The sequence below is a fragment of the Neolewinella maritima genome, from assembly GCF_923081025.1.
GTDB lineage: Bacteria > Bacteroidota > Bacteroidia > Chitinophagales > Saprospiraceae > Neolewinella > Neolewinella maritima.
In genome coordinates this window covers 1,685,526-1,705,480 of the sequence record NZ_CAKLPZ010000001.1, presented here as the reverse complement: position 1 = coordinate 1,705,480, position 19,955 = coordinate 1,685,526, and the positions used below count along the sequence as shown (strand labels likewise).

The following is a 19,955-nucleotide window of genomic DNA, read 5'->3' as shown; positions in this document are numbered from 1 at the left end:
GAGCAGGGTTGAGGTTGGAAATATACGAAGAAGGCCAGCCGCACAAGTTAACAGACCTTATCCGCGCAGGCCGAACTGGCGAATGCATCCGGCTTAGCCTTAAAGACGAAGCCCATCCCGAGAATGTAGCCCATGGCTTCCTTGAGGGCCACATTGCTCTCGAAGTGCGGATCGGTGTTGATGTCAGCGTGCACCTCCAATTCCACGTCGTGCTTGTCTAGCGTACCGCAGAGGGCGTAGGCGATTTCTACCGAACGGCCAACCTCCAGGATCATCCGCTCGCGTAGGCTCATTTTCTTCTCGCTCTTATAGTTAGCAATGAACATGAAGCCCCCGCGTTTTTCCCGCAGAAAGACGATGACGGTAGCAAATTCTACTGTCTTTCCCCGTACCTGACTATCGGTGCCGATGCAGACCTTGAGCCGGTAACCGTCGGCACGCTCCTTTATTATTGTCGCTTCCACAGCCTCGCCGATGGGTAATTCGATGCGGCGGCCATCGTAGCGGCGCCATTTCATATCGGTCAGGGAGGTGGTGTTCATCCGTTTGGTGTTTGGGGTTGCGTAGCGTGAAGATAACTAATAGCTTAGGGCCTAAAGTTGCCAGAAGCTTACCCATCTGACAATTGCCCGACATCCGGGTAGCCGCTTAGAAACCACCCAGGTATGCTGGAACGCAAGGAACAACCCACTACTTCCGCACCCTTTAAGTTCAAGGAACTCAAGGTGTACAACTCGACGGAGTATCTGTGGGGTAACCATAAGAAGTACCGCCAGGTCTTCGATCGCTACGAAACCGCATACATCTACGCCGAGCTATCCGTATTCAATAAGCGCTTTGACGAGTCGGACTGGTCCCTACGGGTCAATTTGAAGTGCTACCGGGTACGCGAGAAGGAGAAGTCGGAGGTGTGTAGCCTCACCGTAGACAAGGAAGTGAGCAAGTTCGACGCCGTAGTACACCTGCGGGAAGGCTGGGGCAACCAGAAGAAGGGAACGTTCTGGAAGGCCGGCACCTACTTCTGGGAGGCTTACATCGACGGACAGCGTGTCGGCAGCAAATACTTCTACATCATTCAGTCGCAAAATGGTCCCCCGGATGCGGACGACAACCCGGGGCCAGGGAAGCCGCGGATCTGCGACGACTACCTGGAGCTCACCTCCGTCAAGCTGTACGAAGGCCCTTACGATGACGTCACCGTCGATGATCGGGTATACCTCAAGGCCTTCGCCAGCCAGGATACCCGCTACGTATACCTTGAGTTGGAGTTTAGAAACAAGCAGACTGAATACCCCTGGCAGTTGGAGCTATTCACCAAATTCGTCAACGAATCGAGGGAACTGAAGGGACACATCGCCCGACTACAACAGGTAGATGCCGGACAGGAGATCATCAAACTCACGGCAGGCTGGGGTGCCGCCAACCCTAATCTGTGGCGGGAAAACGCGTACACCGCCGATATCATCTTTCTAGACAGTCTGCTCGTCTCCGTACCCTTTACCGTGGGTGACGAAGCTCAGCCAGGCTTTCCCTCGGTCGTATTGCCCGGCAAAAAGCGGGGGATGATCCTCAACCCCGAGGTAGAGCAAGATGCTACATTCGAAGATATTATGGTCCGTCTGGATGCCCTGATTGGGCTTCAGGAAGTCAAACAGCAGCTTCGCGACCATGCTGTATACATTCAGTTCCAGCAACTGCGGCAGGAACGCGGCTTCGCCATGGACACTGGTATCGAGGTACACTCCGTGTTCAGTGGCAACCCGGGTACCGGTAAAACGACGGTAGCCCGCATGATGGGCAAATTGTACAAAAAGATGGGGCTGCTCAGCAGGGGCCACACCGTTGTCGCCGACCGTGTAGACCTAGTCGGTGAGTACATCGGCCAGACCGCCCCCAAAACTCGGGAGGTTATCGAGAGTGCCCGGGGTGGCGTACTCTTCATCGATGAGGCCTATGCACTGGCCCGCAGCAACGACGACGGTAAGGACTTCGGCCGGGAAGTGATCGAAATACTTGTCAAGGAGATGTCGAATGGCGCCGGTGACCTGGCGGTAGTAGTAGCCGGGTACACCGAGGAAATGAAGCGCTTTCTGGATAGTAATACGGGACTAAAATCGCGCTTCAAGCACCATTTCGAGTTCAGGAACTTTTTACCGCAGGAGCTCAGCCGGATTGCCGATTACGCCGCCCGCCAACTGGGTGTCACCCCCACCCTGGAAGCTAAGGCCCTGATCGACGAAACCATTACACTGGCCTTCCGCAACCGCGATCGCACCTTCGGTAATGCCCGCTACGTGCACGACCTGCTGGAAAAAGCCAAGGTGCAGATGGCACTCCGCCTGATGCGCAGCGATGAATCCGGTGTATCCCATTCCAATGATGCCCTCAGCACCATCGAACTACAGGACGTTGTCGCCATCAAGTCCGTGCTCAAAGCAGAGCGGCCCGCCATTCCCGTCAACGAACAATTGCTGAAGGCTGCACTGGCGGAACTGGATGAGCTCGTCGGAATGGAAAATGTGAAGGGACAGCTCCACGAACTCGTTCGATTAGTACGCTACTACCGGAAGACCGGACGGGACGTACTGAACGCGTTTCACCTACACACCGTGCTGGTAGGAAACCCCGGCACGGGCAAGACCACCATTGCACGCATCCTTGCGCTGCTGTACAGCGCCCTCGGCATTCTGGAGCGCGGTCATATTATCGAGACCGACCGGCAGGGCTTGGTAGCCGGGTACGTAGGCCAAACTGCCGAGAAGACCGCCAAGGTTATTGAAAAAGCGATCGGTGGCGTGCTGTTCATCGACGAAGCGTATGCGCTTACGCAAACTAAAACCAGTCAGCGGGGAGACTTCGGGGATGAGGCCATTCAGACCCTCCTAAAGCGTATGGAAGATCAGCGCGGCCAGTTCTATGTGTGCGTGGCGGGTTATCCAGATAACATGGATTCCTTCCTCAAGGCCAATCCGGGACTAAGTAGCCGGTTCGACAAGATTTTGCGCTTCGAGGATTACTCCCCTGCGCAACTCAGCGAGATCGCCGATCGCATGTTCCGGCAACAGAAGGCTCAGCTCACTCCTTCGGCCCGTACGCACTTAACTCGCTACCTGGAGTTTCTGTATAAATTTCGGGACGCCTACTTCGGCAACGCCCGAACGGTGCGGCAGTTAGTGATCGATATAATGCGCCGTCACGATCTGCGCAAGGCAGAGCAAGCATCCACCACAGGCAAGGGAGGTACCCTACGCATCCTGAAGGTCGATGTAGAGCATCTCAAACTGGATACCAAAGAGCTATCGATCCAACGAAAGCGAATCGGTTTTTAGGCCTAGAATTGGGTAAATACCGTATCGTCCATCTCATTGGTTACTACAATATCCGTGAGTTGCTTGGGTCCGCCACGGTCACCGCTCAGCAGGAGACCTTCATACTCCCGGTACCCATCGAAGGGGGACTCAATGGCGGGTTCGGTATCGTCCGCACTACGGAAGAAATGCCAGGTATTGATGCGATAGGTTTCTCCGTCTACATACAGCTGGTATGCGTTGCCGGGCGTATCCCCGACATCCTTGAAGGTGAGCCGCAGTACGTGTGACGCACGATCCTTCAGGGGATCGTTCATCTCGCCTACGTACTTCAGGGTAACCCCGCTATCCTTCAATTTGAAGGGCTGGACCAGCCAGTAGCTATCATTGATGAACATTGAGTTGGCCGACTGCAGATAGATCGACAGACTGTCCGGATCCGTCATCTCTACCCCCTCCTTACGCACGGCACCGGTCAGATCGTCGTTGCTGTAGTCCAACAAGTAGATAATATCCTTTGAGGGTACCTCTATGCGAACCCGCTGCTCCTCTTTATCCCAATCTAGGGTACGCGCACCAAAGAAGTTCCAGCTGAAATAGCGTGCATCGTCGTAGGCCTTGCGACCGCCGTGGTATTTCACTACACTGTCGGCAATGGCGATGGCACGTTCATCCGATCCGCTGAGATCAAAGCCATCGGCCGCCGGGTTGACGTCTACCGTTGCGACGGTAGCGTCGATACTCGACGTATCGGCAGTGTTCTGGCAGGCAGTGAGTAGGCCAACAAGTAGCAGGGGGAGGAAGTAGCGATTCATGCAGGCACTAACCGCAAACTAACGCAGCAGTTCGGCTTCCAGGTAAACGGGCTGGTGATCGCTGTAGCGGAAATCCTGTTCGATGGTCTTGAGCTGTTGAAGGCGGATGTCCGGACTGGTCAGGTAAAAGTCAATGAGGCTGCGTTCGCTGCGGTGCCGGTCGTACGCCGCATCGCTCTTTCGCACCGTGGCCCCGGTCGGGTCGTAGGCCCAGCTCCAGCCGGGCGGCATGAAATCATAGGATATGCCGGGGGGAAGCTGCGTCTCTTCTACCGTAGGGTTGAGCGTGAACCAGTTGTAGCCCGGGGGCAGCTGGTTCCAGTCCCCCCCGATGATCACGTACCGCCCGGCGGCCTGATCCTCCAGCGCGCGCTCGCGCAGGTAGCTCATCTGCTGCCGGCGTACCGATCCGTCCGCGTCGTAGGCCGACAGGTGGACGTTGTAGATCACCAATTCCTTGCCCCAGGCCGTGCGGAAGACCTGCCGCAGGGCACAGCGGTCGAGTTGAAACAACTTGGTGGGCCAGGGGAACTCCCCCGGCAGCTGCAGTCGCTCGGCCTCCACCGGGACGAAACGGCTCAGCGTGAGCAGGCCGCTCTGTACCGTACCGTAATGGTCCCAGGGCTGGAAGATGGGTAGCGGCACGTGCTTGGTCTGAAAGTTGGGGGCGTAATAGGCCGCAAAGGCAGGTAGCGTCTTGCGGGCACTTGCCAGTTGATTGGTGTAGTAGCTTCGCCGGCTGGCGGTATCTACTTCCTGCAGTAGAAAGAAATCCGTCCGCGTGCTCTGCAACGTCAGTTGCTGGCCCTCCACGTATGCATCGACGTGCGCGCGACTGGCCCGGGCCCGCCCCAGATCCGTCCAGAAAAAATCGCCGCGATTGTAGTAGAAATACTCCTCGGCCCCGAGGCCACCGTAGCCGACGTTCCACGTTGTGAGGGTGAGCAGGGAATCGGTGATCACCCGGGGGGCCGTAGCCGGGGCCTGCTGTGGATTCAGGGCTACTATACCCTTAGGCTGCCAGTCGGTGACGGTGCCGTAAAGGAGAATACCGGCGACGTAGACTACAACGGCTACTACAAGCCAGGCAATGATTTTGAGGGTACGGCGCATACCGCAAAAGTACGCGGGCAAACCTTTGCCAGCTTTGCGCGTACCCAACACCATGCAAATAGACCGGATCCCCTACACCGAAGTACCCCAGTTCTCCAACCGCGATGTAGCCTACGCATCTGGCGAGCAAGCCCTGCAGCCCTTCTATACCTATCCGGTCAGTCTAGATGAGTTCGCCAACGTACTGGAACAGCGGGCGAAGCAACCCACTGACCGCGATCTATTGGTCGACGAACTGGAGAAACAGTACGCCGCGCTGCACACCGGTGTCGCCGTTCCGGACCAACTCCAGCACCTGCGGTCGCGCAATACTTTTACCGTGATCACGGCACACCAGCCGGCGCTTTTTACCGGTCCGTTCTACTACATCATCAAGATTTGCTCGGCCATCAACCTGGCGCGTCAGCTCAATGAGCGGTACCCGGAGCACACCATCGTACCCGTATTTATCACGGGTGGCGAAGACCATGATTTTGCGGAGGTCAACCACACCTACGTGTACGGTAATCGGATCGAGTGGTCTACGGAACATGCCGGCGGGCCGGTGGGGGCACTAGCTACGGACTCGCTCGGTGAGGTATTGAAGCAGTTGAAGGAGGTACTCGGCGACCGACCTACGGCCAGGGAGATCTACACGATCATCGAGCGTACGCACACTGAGCATACGACCTACGGTGCCGCCTCGGTCGCCCTGGTCCACGAGCTGTTTGCCAAATATGGCCTGGTAGTAGCCGACATGAGCCGCCCCGCCTTCAAGCGAGCGTTCGCGCCGCTGATGGAGCGCGAACTGTTTGAATCGGTGAGCCAGCCGCTGATCGAATCCGCCCAGCAGGAACTGGAACGAATCGGCTACAGTGGACAGGCCCACGCCCGGGAGATCAACCTCTTCTACCTCACCCCCGGCCGCCGCGACCGCATCGTACGGGAGCAAGGCAGCTATCGGGTGCTGGACACGGACCATACCTTTACCGAAGACGAACTGCGGAGGGAACTCCACGATCACCCAGAGCGCTTCAGTCCGAACGTAGTGATGCGGCCGCTCTTCCAGGAACTGATCTTTCCTAACCTCGCCTACATCGGTGGCGGCGGAGAACTGGCCTACTGGCTGGAGCGCAAGGAGCAGTTCGCTGCATTCGGGCTACACTTCCCCATGCTGATCCGGCGGGCTTCCCTGCTGTGGATCGACGGGGGCAACCAGAAGAAGCTCGGTAAGCTAGACCTCGACTACCGCGAATTGTTCCGCGACGCCGATCTGATCATCCGAGACTATGTAGCCGCACAGTCCGATAACGAACTGAGTTTGGCGCAAGAACTCCGGCAGTTGGAGGATCTTTTTCAAGGTATTGCGACCAAGGCAGAAGCGATCGACCCCACCCTGGCCAAGGCCGTGATGGGCGAGCACGCGCGGCAAGCCAAGGCCGTGGAGAACCTGGAGGGACGCCTGCGCCGCACGGAAAAACAGCGGTTCGAAACCGCGATGACTCAGATCCGTGGACTGCGGGATAAGCTGTTTCCAGACAACGGCCTACAGGAACGGTACGACAGCTTTCTCAATGTGTACCTACAGGAAGGCGAGCAACTCTTCGAGACCCTCGTCGAGCAACTCGATCCGCTACAGCCGGGACTAGTGGTCATTCAACCTTAACCAAGTACGGTATGGGGCGCGACTGATGTACCGCGTAGAAACTCCTGCGTAGTCATGCGCCGGCGTCCCGCAAGCTGAAGTTCCTGCACATCTAGGTAGCCACCGGGGCAGGCTACGTGGAAGTAGGTCTTATCGTCCGTCAGTACGGTCCCCGCCCGCTCTTGGTGGTCAGTCAGGACCACCCGGCAGCGGATGAGCTTCAGTTGGGCGTTATTCATACTGGTATAGGCCGCCGGCCAGGGACTCAGGCCGCGCACGAAGTTGTGCACTTCCGCCACCGGCTTGGTCCAGTCGATGCGGCACATATCGCGGTGCAGCTTAGGGGCCGGCGTGGCGGCACGGTCGTCTTGCGCCTGCAGCGTATAGTTATCCGTTTCGATAAGCCGCACGGTCGCCAGGACCAGGTCGGCTCCCTCCTCCATCATGCGGTCGTGTACATCACCCGCGGTATCGTTTTCACCGATCGGAATACGGTGCTGCAGCAGTACATCGCCCGTATCGATCGCTTCCTGGATGAAGAAAGTCGTAGCGCCCGTCTCCCGTTCGCCCTGCATCACAGCCCAATTAATGGGCGCCGCTCCCCGGTACTTGGGCAGTAGACTGCCATGAAGGTTGAAGGTACCCAGGCGGGGCATCTTCCACACCGCTACCGGTAGCATACGGAAGGCTACTACGATCTGAAGGTCGGCCCGCAGATCCGCCAGCTCAGTTAGGAAATCTTCTGCCTTGAGGTTTTTAGGTTGTAGGACCGGGATACCTAGTGCAACGGCCGCCCGCTTTACTGGCGATTCGAGCAGTTGTTTGCCGCCCCGTCCCCCCAGTTTATCGGTTGCGGTGATCACTCCCACCACCGGATAGTCGGCGGCTACCAGCGCGCGCAGACTCGGCACGGCAAAGTCGGGCGTACCCATGAAAACGATCCGTGGCTTAGGGGCGGTAGTAGACATAGGGCGGGGCCGCAGGTGCGGTGGTTGTAGAGAGAGCGGGAGGGCGAAGATAGATCGCTGACTAGCTTTAGCCTTACTTTAGGCCCCATACCCTGGTAGCTATTATGACAGAATTTTCCTGGACGAACGATCTTGGTCACCGTATTTACGCGGTAGACTGGAGCCACCCGAAGCCGCAGGCTGTTGTGGGCATTATTCACGGTCTGGGGGAGCACTGTCGGCGCTACGATGCCGTGGCGGACTATTTTAATGAACGAGATGTAGCCGTCCTAGGCTATGACCGGCAGGGATTCGGGCGGAGTGAGGGGCAGCGGGGGCACGCGCAGGATTACCGCCACTACATCGATGGGGTGGCCCAACTGTTGGTGCAGTGCGAACGGCGGTATCCGGGCGTACCGGTATTCCTCTACGGGCAAAGTATGGGGGGACAGCTACTGCTTCATTACCTGATCAAGCGCAAGCCGCGCATCGCCGGAGCTATAGTGACCTCTCCCCATATCGATACGGGCTTTAGGCCTAATCCCTTCATTGTACAGTTGGGAAAAATTCTGCGTCGACTTCGCCCGAGTCAAACACTGGACAATCAGCTGGACCTTAGTCAGCTTAGCCGCGATCCCGCCGTAGCGCAAGCGTACCGCCAGGATTCCTTCACCCACCAACGCATCAGTGCCCAGGTCGGCATGGACCTGCTGGAGCGTGCGCGCTACCTACAGACCTACGCCGATGGCCTGCCCGTACCTACCCTGCTACTACACGGGAGCGCGGATGGGATCACCTCTCACGATGCGAGTCGGGACTTCGCTGTACGCAATCCCGGAGGTTTGACGTGGCGCAGCTATTCAGGCTACTACCATGAATTGCACAATGAGCCGGAGCGCGCTGAAGTGCTGGAGGATATTCTGCTGTGGATACGGGATCGGCTTACTGGTTCTTCAATTTCGAACTAGTCAAATTTGCCAGGAGGCGGGCGAGAAGGTAGACCCAGGTGTGAATGTAGGCGTATCGTCAATAAGCATCACAATATCTCTAATACAGACATGTACGGTACGCTTTATTCCCAATGTTGCACTTTGTTCCCCTCGTATGGTCACTTATGCTACCTTGATTGTCCTGCAGATCGCATTGACATTGCATCGCAAGCAGTACTTTAGGCCCAGAGACACCCCACATCCAAGGAGTACGTAAGCTCCTATCTTAGTTTTTTGCCTGTTGCACAGCTAGTTAGCGACCGGCGCGCTTTGAATAACACATGCGAGAGTTGAGCGAATTGATTGCGCTCCTTGGCCCGGACTTTAGTATCGAGCGGCCGAATGATAGTATTGATCCTAATGTAGTAGACCTATTCCACTTATTACACCGGCCAGATCCCGCCTGCGGTGATGCCATTGCCGCCCATTTTGAACTCGACCCATCTTCAACTGCCCTGTGTGCGCTACGCGAAGATCTCCAGTTGCGACTGCTCGACGCGGTCACTTCGGTGCATCGTCCGGGCGCGGCGGACAACCGCAGGGACCGAGACTTCAGCTATGTATGGAAGCTGATCACGGTGGCGAAACAGCTGCGCAAGCACATAGCCAGTGAGGTGCTACTTCCCTATCTGGAGGAAGCGTTCCGGATGGCGGAAGACCTGGAGTTCGTAGAAGCAGCCTATACATCTGCTACCATGCTCAGGCGACAGTACGCCAACCGACGGTTCGATGCAGAGAAGTACCAGTACTACCGCGAGCGCGCCGCGCATCATCAGGACGTCTCCCGGGCGTACCAGGACATCGTGGCCGTTGTAAACGAACTCTTCTACCTCAGAAACACCCAGGCAGCGGAGCAAGAGATCAGGACACTGGCGCTCAAAGCCCATCGACGGTTCGCGCCCTGCATCGAAGCCTACGACGTCACTATGGTGTCTTACCTGGTGTACTTACTCGAGCTCAACGTCCACCTGGTAGATAGTGCGTACCCGGCAGTGATCGAGGTAGCTACTACCGCGCTACGGTATCTAGCGCAACGCCCACGGGCACTTCCTACCATGTACCAGGTATTCGAGGCAAACCTAGCCATGGCGTATGCGCAGATCAACGATTACACCAACGGGATGACCTTTGCCCGCCGGATGCTCAATAAGACGTCGGCGGGAGAGCACAACTACTTCAAGGTGTATGAATTGATGCTGATCCTCGCCCTGCGTGCTGGACGGTTTCAGACGGCCTACGAAATCTACCACAGCATGGATACCGAGGTGATGGAATCCAATATGGTGAGCTATTACCGGGAGACCTTCCGGATTCTGGAGGCCTATCTGTACCTGCTGGTAAGCATGGAGCAAATTGTGCCGGAAGCCGGCGACCTGACCTTCCAACGCTTCCGCATCGCGCGCTTTATCAATTCGTTCGAGCACGCTTCATCGGAGAAAAGTCACCGCAACGTACACCTGCTGATTATTCAACTGGTGGATCAGGTCATCCGTCAGCAGCATCAGAAGTCGGCCCTAACACTGGAGGCCGTAGCCAAATACGCCCAGCGATACCTGAACGGTAAGGGCTACGAGCGGCTGCGGTATTTTCTGAAGGCATTGGCACAGTTATCGACCCAGGGCTACCACCGGGCGGCCGTGGAACGCCACACGGAAAAGCACATCACTGCGCTGAAGCGCTACTCGCTGGAAACAAGTACACTGGAGTACTACATGGAGGTAATCCCCTTCGAGCTGCTATGGAGCCTGCTTCTGGACCAACTGGGGTACAAACGGATCCGGATGCGGCGGGGCTAATGGGCGGAGGAAGAGGGATTCGAACCCCCGGTGCCTTGCGACACGTCGGTTTTCAAGACCGGTGCATTCAACCACTCTGCCATTCCTCCTAAAGAACGTGGGCTGCTAAGCGGCGACAAAGGTACGTGCGCTCCCGCAACTGTGCAACGTGCTCCCGCTCACTCCCCCACCGAGTCCCGGTCAGCCACCGGAGCATTGGCGCACGTAGCTATCCGACTACGTCGCAATCCACTACCTTCGCGCCAGTTTACCCAAAACGCTCCCGCTATGCCTAAGGATACCTCGATCTCTTCCGTGCTCATCATCGGCTCCGGACCCATTATTATCGGACAAGCATGCGAGTTCGATTACTCCGGCACACAGGCCAGTAGGAGCCTCAGGGAAGAGGGCATCGAGGTAAGTATCCTGAACCCCAATCCGGCTACGATCATGACCGATCCGATGACGGCCGATCACGTATTCTTGCTGCCGCTTACTATCGACAGCGTAGAACAAATCCTCAAGGAGATCAAGCCCGATGCCGTGCTACCTACTATGGGTGGACAGTCAGCGCTCAACCTAGCCATCGAGTGTGGTGAAGTAGGTCTGTGGGAGAAGTACAACGTTCGGCTCATTGGTGTAGACCTGGAAGCCATCGAGTTGGCCGAAAACCGTGAGCTGTTCCGCAAGCACATGGAAGCCATCGGCCTGAAGTGCGCTCCGGCTATGATCGCTAACTCTTTCCTGGAGGGCATGGAGGCTGCTCAGGAGATCGGTTACCCACTGGTGATCCGCCCAAGCTATACCCTTGGCGGCTTCGGCGGAGGCTTCTGTTTTGAAGCAGATGAATTTCCCGATATGCTACGGCGGGGGTTAGAAGCGAGTCCTACCCACGAAGTGCTCATCGATAAGGCTGTCCTCGGCTGGAAGGAATTCGAGTTGGAGCTGCTGCGGGATGCTGCTGACAACGTGGTCATCATCTGTACCGTGGAAAACTTCGACCCCATGGGCATTCATACCGGCGATTCCATCACGGTCGCACCGGCTATGACCCTCAGCGACACGGCCTACCAGGATATGCGCAATCAGGCCATCCTGGCGATGCGGTCGATGGGCAACTTCGCCGGTGGCTGTAATATCCAGTTTAGTCAAAATCCGGAGACGGAGGAGCTGATCGTCATCGAGATCAACCCCCGGGTGAGCCGCTCTTCCGCATTGGCTTCGAAAGCCACGGGCTACCCCATCGCCAAGATTGCCGCCAAACTCGCGCTAGGTTACCGGCTGGACGAACTCAAAAATCAAATCACCAAAACCACCTCGGCCTACTTCGAGCCCACACTGGATTACGTAATTGTCAAGATCCCCCGCTGGAACTTCAATAAGTTTCCCGGAGCGGACCACAAGCTGGGACTGCAGATGAAGTCAGTCGGTGAGGTGATGGGCATCGGCCGCAATTTCTTGGAAGCGCTACAAAAGGCCTGTCAGTCACTGGAAAACGGCCGTGCAGGACTAGGCTCCGACATCAAGGAGTGGATCAAAACGGATGATATTCTGGATCGGCTAGAGAACGTCAGCGAGGACCGGATCTTCCGTCTCAAGGATGCATTACGACTTGGCGTACCCCGCAAGACCATTCAGAAGCTCACCAAGATCGATCCCTGGTTCATCAATCAGATCAAGCGGCTGGTAGACTACGATGCCCAAGTGCTTAAGTACAATGTGCCGGAAGACCTGCCCGAAGCATTCTTTCGGGAGTTAAAAGAAGTCGGTTACTCAGACATCCAGATCGCCTACCTACTGCGCGTCAATGAGGAAGCCGTGACCAAACGTCGCTACGAACTCGGTATTCGGCGGGTATATAAGATGGTCGACACCTGTGCGGCCGAATTCGAGTCCACCACCCCCTACTTCTACTCCACCTTCGATGGGGAAAATGAGAGTGTCGTTACGGACAAGAAAAAGATTATCGTCTTAGGCTCCGGTCCAAACCGGATCGGACAAGGCATTGAGTTCGACTACTGTTGTGTACACGGACTTAAAGCAGTGCAGGAAGCCGGCTTTGAGTCGATCATGGTCAATTGCAACCCGGAAACGGTATCGACGGATTTCGATACGGCCGACAAACTCTACTTCGAACCCGTCTTCTGGGAACACCTCTGGGAGATCATTGAACTGGAGAAACCAGAGGGTATCATCGTGCAGCTCGGCGGTCAGACGGCGCTCAAGTTAGCCGAAGAACTCAGCCGCCGCGGTGTCCAACTGATGGGCTCCAGCTACGAAGCACTTGACCTGGCCGAAGACCGCGGCCGTTTCTCCCAACTGCTCAAAGAACTCGACATCCCCTACCCCAACTTCGGTACCGCAAAGGATGCCGATCAGGCGCTGGAGGTCGCCCACCGTGTCAAGTATCCCGTGTTGGTACGCCCCAGCTACGTGCTCGGCGGTCAGGACATGCGCATCGTGATCAACGATGCCGAGCTCGAACGGCACGTACTGTCCATTTTCAAGAAGGCCCCCGACGACGAAGTTCTGGTAGATCATTTCCTGGACCGTGCCAAGGAAGCCGAGATCGACGCGATCTGTGACGGAGAGGAAGTACATATCATGGGGATCATGGAGCACATCGAGCCTGCGGGCATCCATTCCGGGGACTCCTCCGCGGTGCTGCCCACGTACTCGCTTAGCGTCGATGCGGTGAATAAGATGCGGGAGTACGCCGAAAAGCTCGCCTACGCCCTCAAGATCAAGGGCCTCCTGAACGTACAATTTGCCATCCGCACCGATAAGGAAACCGGAGAAGAGACCGTGTACGTCATAGAGGCTAATCCCCGCGCTAGTCGTACCACGCCCTTCATCGCCAAAGCGTATCGCGTGCCCTACCTGAACATCGCTACCAAGGTGATGCTCGGTACGCACAAGCTGAGCGACTTCGACATCAATCCGCAGCCCAGCGGCTATGCCATCAAGGTACCCGTCTTTAGCTTCAATAAGTTCCCGAATGTCGATAAGCAACTGGGGCCGGAGATGAAGTCTACCGGCGAGTCGATCCACTTCGTCAAGGACATGACAGATCCGTTCTTCCGGGAGTTGGACCGTAACCGCAGTGTGTACCTGACGCGGTAGCGAACTCTGTAGTACTAGTCTACCAGAGCGTACACCAGTTTGCGAATACACACGTCCTGGAAGTTCATCTTCCGTCCGGTCGCCGCCGTAGCACCCCAGTAGACCTTGCTATTTCCACCGAATACGTTGGCGATTATATCGCCAGTGTAGCTAGCCCGCAGTTCACCGTCCAGGGTCACCTGCAGTGTCTGAGTTCCCGGACTCCAACTGACCGTCAGCGGCCGCTTACCCCCGTTCTCCAGATTAGGAACGCTGGTGGGTCCGGCCAGGCTACGGCCGTGGTGCAGTTGACCGTGGACCATCACCGCGACGTGATCCTCTACCGGGTCACCGAGGTGTATGTTTTGATAGGTGTCAAATTCAATACCCAGGGAGGGATACAGACCGGCAAAACCCATTCCCTCTCCGCGATAACCGGTCTGCATGGTCGGGTGGAACACAAAGACGATGCCATCGGCACCCAGATCGTTGTTCTCCCCGAGCACCAGATCGACGGTCAGTTCGAAGGGGTATTCCAGGTCCATTGGGTTCTGAAACCATGCCGACCCCGTCACGTAGGGTGTAGCGGGGGTGAGGCGTATGCACTCCTCGTTCAGGATGCGGGCCACACCGCCGAGTCTAAACTCCTGCACGCTATTCTGCGCCGCGAGCGCAGGTGCCAGCGACAGGAGAAGGGCAAGCGACAAAAAGCGGACGGCAGGGTGCATAAGAAATTGCCTGTGAGGGATTTGGTACAAAATACGGATAGTGGGTAAATAGTTGTCCGTCAGTTTACAGTAGACTGTACCGGGCCTGGCCACTAGCCTGTGCACGACACGTGCACTATGACCCAATGTTGACCGGATCGCACAACGACCGGACTACCTTCGTGTTGATAGGTTACCCTTATCGCCCGTCACAATCACAGTCATGAAAAAGTCCTACGTTCTCGCCCTTATGTTGGTCGTCATCGCCGCGATCCTATTCTGGCAGACTGGCAATGCTACCTCGGAGTACGCCAACTTCGAAAAGGCCGCTACAAGCGGAGACAAGGTCCAATTGGTGGGTACCTACGTGAAGGACAAACCCACCATTTACGATCCGCTGACCGATCCTAACTACTTCAGTTTCTTCCTGGAGGACCTGAGTGGTGCGGAGCGCGAAGTGGTTCTGCTTATGGGCAAGCCGCAGGACTTCGAGATGAGCGAGAGTATCGTGCTCACGGGCCGGATGCAGGACGAGCGGTTCATCGCTAGCGACATTCAGATGAAATGCCCCAGCAAGTACAAGGACGATGAGGCGATGATTAAGAGTTTGACGGAGAGCTAATCCCCCTATGGACGTACAATACCTCAACGAGCATCTAGGTCCTCGTTACATCGGGCACTTCGCCCTGCTGGTAGCGTTTTTTGCTGCCCTGCTCAGTTTGGTGAGCTACTTCATGGCCACCCAGACCCGTGGGGAAGTACTACGTAGTCGCGGCTGGCAACGGCTCGGTCAGTTGAGCTTTCTGGCGCACGGTGCAGCGGTCTTTACCGTGATCGGCTGCATTTTCTTTGCTATGCTCAACCAGTACTATGAGTACGAGTACGTGACGGCCCACGTCGACGGGCAGTTGCAGCAGCGCTACATCTTCTCGGCCTTCTGGGAGGGACAGGAGGGTAGCTTCCTACTCTGGATGTTCTGGCACGTCATACTAGGCTACGTGCTGATGGTCACTGCCCGCAGTTGGGAGAAGCCCGTAATGGCAGTGGTCTGCTCGGTACAGGTGGTCATCGTGTCCATGCTACTCGGGGTCCACTTTGGCCTGGGAGATATGCTGATCAAGCTGGGGTCTAACCCCCTCCTCCTGCTGCGGGAAACTGTCAATGCGCCGATCTTTCAGCAAGCCGACTACGTGGATCTCCTACGGGGTAATGGGCTTAACCCCAGTCTGCAGAACTACTGGATGACCATTCACCCCCCTACCCTATTCCTTGGCTTTGCCAGCACGGTCGTACCATTCGCTTATGCCGTAGCCGGGTTGTGGACGGGACGCCACAAAGAGTGGCTGGCTCCCGGCCTGCGGTGGAGTCTGTTTAGCGCCGGCATTCTCGGCATTGGTATCCTGATGGGCTCGGCCTGGGCGTACGAAGCACTGAACTTTGGTGGTTACTGGGCTTGGGATCCGGTGGAGAACACCAGCTTGGTTCCCTGGCTCATGCTAGTGGCGGGCATCCATACTAATTTGATCAGTAAGGCCACCGGACAGGGCATCCGGGCGACTTACATGTTCTACCTCGGCACATTCGTACTGATTGTCTACAGCACCTTCCTGACCCGTTCAGGGGTGCTCGGTGACACCAGTGTACATGCCTTCACCGAAATGGGCCTGGAGGCGCAACTACTCTTCTTCCTTGGATTTTACTTTCTGCTGAGCATCGGTCTGATGATCTGGCGGTGGAATCATATCCCCGTTCCGGAGCGTGAGGAAGCGACGAGTAGTCGGGAGTTCTGGATGTTTATCGGCAGCCTGACGCTGTTCATGTCGGTCATCCTCATCACGGGGGCCACCAGCCTGCCCGTGTATAACTCCATTCGGGAGTGGATCAATCCGGCCTTCGACGGTCTGACCCTAATTGAGCCCGAAGCTCACCACAACAAGTTTCAAATCTGGATCGGCATATTCATCGGTTTAATGAGTGGTGGTGCGCAGTATCTCCGCTGGCGCGAGCGCAACTTCGGTAAGTACTTCCGCTCCTTTGCCCTGCGCACCGGTATCGCTGTCGGCGGCTCGGTCCTACTCACCTTTTTGACCTTGCTTTGGATCCAGGCCCCTAGTATTGCCTACAAGCTACTGGTCTTCTCCGGCTGGTTCGCCATCTGGACAAACTTGGACTACCTGATCTTTTTTGCCCGTAAGGATGCGCGTATTACCGGCAGTGTAGTCAGCCACGTAGGTTTCGGCTTTATGCTGATCGGCATTATGGCCAGCGCCGGAAACAAACGAGTTGTCAGTCAGAACCAGTTCCTGATGGAAGGACTGACCGAAGACGAAGAGCTAGCCCGCAGCACCGTGCGGCTCTATCAGGATATTCCGCTAGGGATGGAGGATTACGTGGTCACCTTCAAGAGCGATACCATCGAGGGCCTTAACCGACGCTACTTCATGGACTACCAGCGAATGGATAAGGCCGGGAATGTAGTAGAAGAGTTTCAGCTGGCTCCTAATGTCCTGTACGACAAAGGTTTCGAAAAGATCGCCATCACGAATCCCAGCACCAAGCATTACTGGAACAAGGACGTTTTCACCGTAATTATGGGCCTACCCCCCGAGGAACAGAGTGTGAAAATTCGGCAGGAGACCGAGGATAGCCTCAAGTACCGCGTACTCGCCCTCGATATCGGTGAGCGAGCAACCTTCGTCGATACCGTACCGATCCCACAGCGGAATAGCTCGGTCATCTATACCTACGGGATCGAACTGACGGATTTTTCGCGGCGACCTACTCACCCGGACTATACGGCCGAGCCAGGCGACATCGGACTGAGCGCCCGCGTACACGCCGACCGCAGTGGAGGTATCGGAAGTCACGATACGGTAGCTAGCGTAGCTCTGATCTTACGTGAGGGTCTTTTGTACCATTACCCCGCTCAGATCAACGACATGTCGCTACGCATAAAGATCGACGAGAGCGTATTCGAGCAACTACTCGTCCGTGATACTGACCTGGACTATCAGGAGTATACCCTCGAGCCCGGTAGTTCGATCACGGTCGGTGATCAGGTCCTAACCTTCGAGCGGTTCGTATCACAACCCCAGGTCGATCACTTCCAACCGCAGGAAGAAGACATCTGGGTCAGCGCGCTACTCTCTACGGCCGATGGCCAGCAGATGCAACCCGTGTTTCTGATCCGTGGCAAACAGCCCAGTGGAGTACGGGACGAAATCACCAATCTAGGGCTGTACGCCCACCTGGTGAGTATCGACCCCAACACGAACGAAGCTACGCTGCGTATCGCACAGGCAAATCCAACTACGGCCCTGTCCATCCCCCTTGCGGTGGCACCCAGGAGTTATCGCACGGACTACATTACGCTACAGGCCATCGAGTTTCCTGGCATCAACCTGTTCTGGTTCGGTACGATCTCGATGATGGTCGGTCTACTGATCAGTATGGTGGTGCGGATCAGGACGCGTGTGCCCCGCCGGGCCGTGCAGTCGTAGGCTCAGCCTGCTCTACCTGGCCCAGGTAGCTATGCTCGGTAATCCGCACATAGGGTAGTTGTACCGTCTGCCGGCCCAGCCGCCGCGTTCGGTAGGCCAGGGAGCCCCGGACCATGGACCACTCACCAACACGGAGATTAGCGTGGAGATTTATGGCTAGTGGGCCCCACGCCAGACAGTGATGCACGCTGATGCGGCCACACGATTCCTTGGTTCGCAGTTGAAAGCGGGTAAGGTCTCGTCCGCGGGACGTACAGAAGTAGGTTGGTGCGGCAACCAGTTCACCGATGAGTGTCAGCTTATTCATGGTTGCGGTGGAAGGTGTGCACCGGTTCGGCAGCAAGACCGAGGTTGCGGGTGATCGATCGGGAAGACAGGACACGGAACTCGGAGAGGTGGACCTCCGACTTGATGAGCACATGCCCGTTCACCAGAAGCTTTCTGTTCACTAGGCGTCCCTGTACTAATACTGTATCCCCCCTGCGGACCCGTGCCTGCAATTGGTGCGCTAGATTGTGCCAGCCGATGAGGGTGTGTACCTGGGTTTCATTGGGCTGCTCGGAAGCGGCAGCGTCCTGATAAATCCGCAGATTAGCGCGTGGGGTGCCATCCGTGAGGGAGACTAGCTCGGGGTCGTGCCCTACCCGGCCGATGAGCTGAATGTGATTACTAAGTAGCATGGGTGCTGTGGTTAGTGATGGGACAAAAGTCCGGCAACTCACCACAGATAGTCGTCATGTAGATGAATACTTGCGTTTATAGTCGTATATAAACGATTATAGATGCGTCATCCTCACATGCATTTTGCTAATTCAGCAGTACTGGTCACACCATCCGACTGTGCCAGCTGTCCTCCAGGGGGCGCTCGAAAATCTGCCGCAACTCCCCGAGTTCCTTGACCAGGGGATCGAAGACGATGCTCTCGTTGGTGAGCTGTCCCTGGGCGTAGAGTAGCTTGAACTCTTCGCGCCCGACGGTGTGAATGCCGCCCTGTTCATCCCGGTAGCTAAAGCGCATGCGATTGAAAAAGTCTACGCCGATCTGTGCACCCAATTCCTTCACGAAGCGGACACTACCGTCGATGGAGCAGCCACTCGCTTCCGCCTGGGTCTCATCCACACCCAATACCAAAAATCGCTTGTGCAGTACATCGGCTGCCGAGGTAAGCGCCTGCTGGTGACTGACCCACTGCTGCACGAACTGCTGCGCCTGGCTGCGCACCAGCTTGGTCTCGGCGTCGGTCAGGGCACGCTCGGCGCCGTAGATCCAGATACGGCTTTCGGAAGACAATTGATCAAGTGGGCTGCTCATAAAGGCGAAGGTTGCGGCCGCAAAGATAGGTGCTAGATCCTGCGTAGCTTGCCCCGGCTATGGCAGATTCCATTTCGCTCAATAAGTTCTTATCCAGCACGGGTATCTGCTCCCGCCGGGAAGCCGATCGCTGGATCGAGGCCGGTCGTGTCACCATCAATGGCCGGGTGGCGATAAAGGGTAATCGGGTGGAGCCGGGTCAGATCGTCCGCCTGGACGGTAAGCCCGTGGGTGCGCGACCCGCCCCGGTGTACCTCGCCTTCCACAAGCCGGCCGGTGTCACGAGCACCACCGACCCAAAGGACCCGGATAATATCATCGACTTCATTAATTACCCGGAGCGGATCTTCCCGATCGGCCGGCTGGACAAGGCCTCGACTGGTCTGATCTTACTGACCAATGACGGGGACGTGGTGAATGAAATATTGCGCGCAGAGAACGCGCACGAGAAGGAATACATCGTGACGGTGGACCGTCCGGTGACGCCAGATTTCCTGCAACGTATGAGCCGGGGCGTCCCGATCCTCCAGGTGCGCACCAAGCCATGTACGGTGGAGCGAATCGGGCGGCGCAGCTTCCGCATTATACTCACTCAGGGCCTCAACCGGCAGATCAGACGCATGTGCGGCTACTTCGGCTACACGGTACTGACCCTAAAGCGTGTGCGCATCATGCACATCGAGCTCGGTACGCTGCCCGTAGGGAAGTATCGCCGGATCGACTTTCCCCTCGCACCTGCGGACGCGCCCGACCGGTGAGCGCCC

At 56.7% G+C, this 19,955-nt stretch carries 16 protein-coding genes and 1 tRNA gene; 8 read left to right on the top strand and 9 right to left on the bottom strand.

Going from position 1 to position 19,955, the window contains the following annotated elements; translation table 11 throughout:
• Positions 1–47: 47 nt before the first annotated feature.
• Complete coding sequence (locus MJQ68_RS07105; RefSeq protein WP_406612754.1) at positions 48–518, bottom strand: ribonuclease H-like YkuK family protein; 471 nt, start codon at positions 516–518, stop codon at positions 48–50.
• Positions 519–665: 147 nt separating this feature from the next.
• Here MJQ68_RS07105 and MJQ68_RS07100 point away from each other — a divergent pair, with 147 nt between their 5' ends.
• Entirely contained in the window at positions 666–3,329 is a 2,664-nt protein-coding gene (locus tag MJQ68_RS07100; RefSeq protein WP_238750334.1) for an AAA family ATPase, read from the top strand.
• 2 nt (positions 3,330–3,331) lie between these two features.
• Here MJQ68_RS07100 and MJQ68_RS07095 read toward each other — a convergent pair whose 3' ends face one another.
• Both MJQ68_RS07095 and MJQ68_RS07090 read right to left on the bottom strand, forming a co-directional pair.
• Complete coding sequence (locus MJQ68_RS07095) at positions 3,332–4,123, bottom strand: DUF6503 family protein (RefSeq protein WP_238750333.1); 792 nt, start codon at positions 4,121–4,123, stop codon at positions 3,332–3,334.
• 18 nt (positions 4,124–4,141) lie between these two features.
• A complete protein-coding gene (locus MJQ68_RS07090; protein ID WP_238750332.1) occupies positions 4,142–5,236 on the bottom strand; it encodes an endonuclease/exonuclease/phosphatase family protein in 1,095 nt (364 codons plus the stop codon).
• A gap of 34 nt (positions 5,237–5,270) precedes the next feature.
• Here MJQ68_RS07090 and bshC point away from each other — a divergent pair, with 34 nt between their 5' ends.
• Positions 5,271–6,881 (top strand): bacillithiol biosynthesis cysteine-adding enzyme BshC, encoded by a 1,611-nt coding sequence (gene bshC, locus MJQ68_RS07085; RefSeq protein WP_238750331.1) that lies wholly within the window; start codon positions 5,271–5,273, stop codon positions 6,879–6,881.
• On the opposite strand, the gene fmt is transcribed toward bshC, so the two are convergent.
• Complete coding sequence (gene fmt, locus MJQ68_RS07080; protein WP_238750330.1) at positions 6,878–7,828, bottom strand: methionyl-tRNA formyltransferase; 951 nt, start codon at positions 7,826–7,828, stop codon at positions 6,878–6,880. The genes bshC and fmt overlap by 4 nt on opposite strands.
• A gap of 104 nt (positions 7,829–7,932) precedes the next feature.
• Between fmt and MJQ68_RS07075 the strand changes: the two genes are divergently transcribed.
• Together MJQ68_RS07075 and MJQ68_RS07070 are read left to right on the top strand one after the other, a co-directional pair.
• Positions 7,933–8,775 carry an alpha/beta hydrolase gene (locus MJQ68_RS07075; RefSeq protein WP_238750329.1) on the top strand — a complete coding sequence of 281 codons (843 nt, stop codon included), beginning with the start codon at positions 7,933–7,935 and terminating at the stop codon, positions 8,773–8,775.
• A 302-nt stretch (positions 8,776–9,077) separates the two neighbouring features.
• Positions 9,078–10,592, top strand: coding sequence for a hypothetical protein (locus MJQ68_RS07070; RefSeq protein WP_238750328.1), 1,515 nt, complete (start codon positions 9,078–9,080; stop codon positions 10,590–10,592).
• 4 nt (positions 10,593–10,596) lie between these two features.
• Here MJQ68_RS07070 and MJQ68_RS07065 read toward each other — a convergent pair.
• Positions 10,597–10,681, bottom strand: a tRNA-Ser gene (locus MJQ68_RS07065).
• Between the two features lie 178 nt (positions 10,682–10,859).
• Here MJQ68_RS07065 and carB point away from each other — a divergent pair.
• Positions 10,860–13,694, top strand: a complete 2,835-nt coding sequence (carB, locus tag MJQ68_RS07060) for a carbamoyl-phosphate synthase large subunit (protein ID WP_238750327.1) — start codon at positions 10,860–10,862, stop codon at positions 13,692–13,694.
• Positions 13,695–13,708: 14 nt separating this feature from the next.
• Here carB and MJQ68_RS07055 read toward each other — a convergent pair whose 3' ends face one another.
• Entirely contained in the window at positions 13,709–14,401 is a 693-nt protein-coding gene (locus tag MJQ68_RS07055; protein ID WP_238750326.1) for an L-type lectin-domain containing protein, read from the bottom strand.
• A 202-nt stretch (positions 14,402–14,603) separates the two neighbouring features.
• Here MJQ68_RS07055 and MJQ68_RS07050 point away from each other — a divergent pair, with 202 nt between their 5' ends.
• Together MJQ68_RS07050 and ccsA are read left to right on the top strand one after the other, a co-directional pair.
• Complete coding sequence (locus MJQ68_RS07050; RefSeq protein ID WP_238750325.1) at positions 14,604–15,002, top strand: cytochrome c maturation protein CcmE domain-containing protein; 399 nt, start codon at positions 14,604–14,606, stop codon at positions 15,000–15,002.
• A 7-nt stretch (positions 15,003–15,009) separates the two neighbouring features.
• On the top strand, positions 15,010–17,880 hold the full coding sequence (ccsA, locus tag MJQ68_RS07045) for a cytochrome c biogenesis protein CcsA (RefSeq protein ID WP_238750324.1): 2,871 nt from the start codon (positions 15,010–15,012) through the stop codon (positions 17,878–17,880).
• Here ccsA and MJQ68_RS07040 read toward each other — a convergent pair.
• From MJQ68_RS07040 to MJQ68_RS07030, 3 genes are all read right to left on the bottom strand, one after another.
• Complete coding sequence (locus MJQ68_RS07040) at positions 17,843–18,187, bottom strand: single-stranded DNA-binding protein (protein ID WP_238750323.1); 345 nt, start codon at positions 18,185–18,187, stop codon at positions 17,843–17,845. The genes ccsA and MJQ68_RS07040 overlap by 38 nt on opposite strands.
• Positions 18,180–18,560 (bottom strand): single-stranded DNA-binding protein, encoded by a 381-nt coding sequence (locus MJQ68_RS07035; protein WP_238750322.1) that lies wholly within the window; start codon positions 18,558–18,560, stop codon positions 18,180–18,182. The genes MJQ68_RS07040 and MJQ68_RS07035 overlap by 8 nt, the downstream gene beginning before the upstream one ends.
• Positions 18,561–18,705: 145 nt before the next feature.
• Positions 18,706–19,191, bottom strand: coding sequence for a hypothetical protein (locus MJQ68_RS07030; RefSeq protein ID WP_238750321.1), 486 nt, complete (start codon positions 19,189–19,191; stop codon positions 18,706–18,708).
• A gap of 59 nt (positions 19,192–19,250) precedes the next feature.
• Between MJQ68_RS07030 and MJQ68_RS07025 the strand changes: the two genes are divergently transcribed.
• Complete coding sequence (locus MJQ68_RS07025; RefSeq protein WP_238750320.1) at positions 19,251–19,949, top strand: pseudouridine synthase; 699 nt, start codon at positions 19,251–19,253, stop codon at positions 19,947–19,949.
• Positions 19,950–19,955: the final 6 nt, after the last annotated feature.

Coding starts and splice junctions, on each gene's coding strand:
- MJQ68_RS07105 (WP_406612754.1), bottom strand. CDS start 518: ATGAAATGGCGCCGCTACGATGGCCGCCGCATCGAATTACCCATCGGC.
- MJQ68_RS07100 (WP_238750334.1), top strand. CDS start 666: ATGCTGGAACGCAAGGAACAACCCACTACTTCCGCACCCTTTAAGTTC.
- MJQ68_RS07070 (WP_238750328.1), top strand. CDS start 9,078: ATGCGAGAGTTGAGCGAATTGATTGCGCTCCTTGGCCCGGACTTTAGT.
- MJQ68_RS07040 (WP_238750323.1), bottom strand. CDS start 18,187: ATGAATAAGCTGACACTCATCGGTGAACTGGTTGCCGCACCAACCTAC.
- MJQ68_RS07030 (WP_238750321.1), bottom strand. CDS start 19,191: ATGAGCAGCCCACTTGATCAATTGTCTTCCGAAAGCCGTATCTGGATC.
- MJQ68_RS07095 (WP_238750333.1), bottom strand. CDS start 4,123: ATGAATCGCTACTTCCTCCCCCTGCTACTTGTTGGCCTACTCACTGCC.
- carB (WP_238750327.1), top strand. CDS start 10,860: ATGCCTAAGGATACCTCGATCTCTTCCGTGCTCATCATCGGCTCCGGA.
- MJQ68_RS07035 (WP_238750322.1), bottom strand. CDS start 18,560: ATGCTACTTAGTAATCACATTCAGCTCATCGGCCGGGTAGGGCACGAC.
- MJQ68_RS07025 (WP_238750320.1), top strand. CDS start 19,251: ATGGCAGATTCCATTTCGCTCAATAAGTTCTTATCCAGCACGGGTATC.
- MJQ68_RS07050 (WP_238750325.1), top strand. CDS start 14,604: ATGAAAAAGTCCTACGTTCTCGCCCTTATGTTGGTCGTCATCGCCGCG.
- MJQ68_RS07055 (WP_238750326.1), bottom strand. CDS start 14,401: ATGCACCCTGCCGTCCGCTTTTTGTCGCTTGCCCTTCTCCTGTCGCTG.
- MJQ68_RS07090 (WP_238750332.1), bottom strand. CDS start 5,236: ATGCGCCGTACCCTCAAAATCATTGCCTGGCTTGTAGTAGCCGTTGTA.
- fmt (WP_238750330.1), bottom strand. CDS start 7,828: ATGTCTACTACCGCCCCTAAGCCACGGATCGTTTTCATGGGTACGCCC.
- ccsA (WP_238750324.1), top strand. CDS start 15,010: ATGGACGTACAATACCTCAACGAGCATCTAGGTCCTCGTTACATCGGG.
- MJQ68_RS07075 (WP_238750329.1), top strand. CDS start 7,933: ATGACAGAATTTTCCTGGACGAACGATCTTGGTCACCGTATTTACGCG.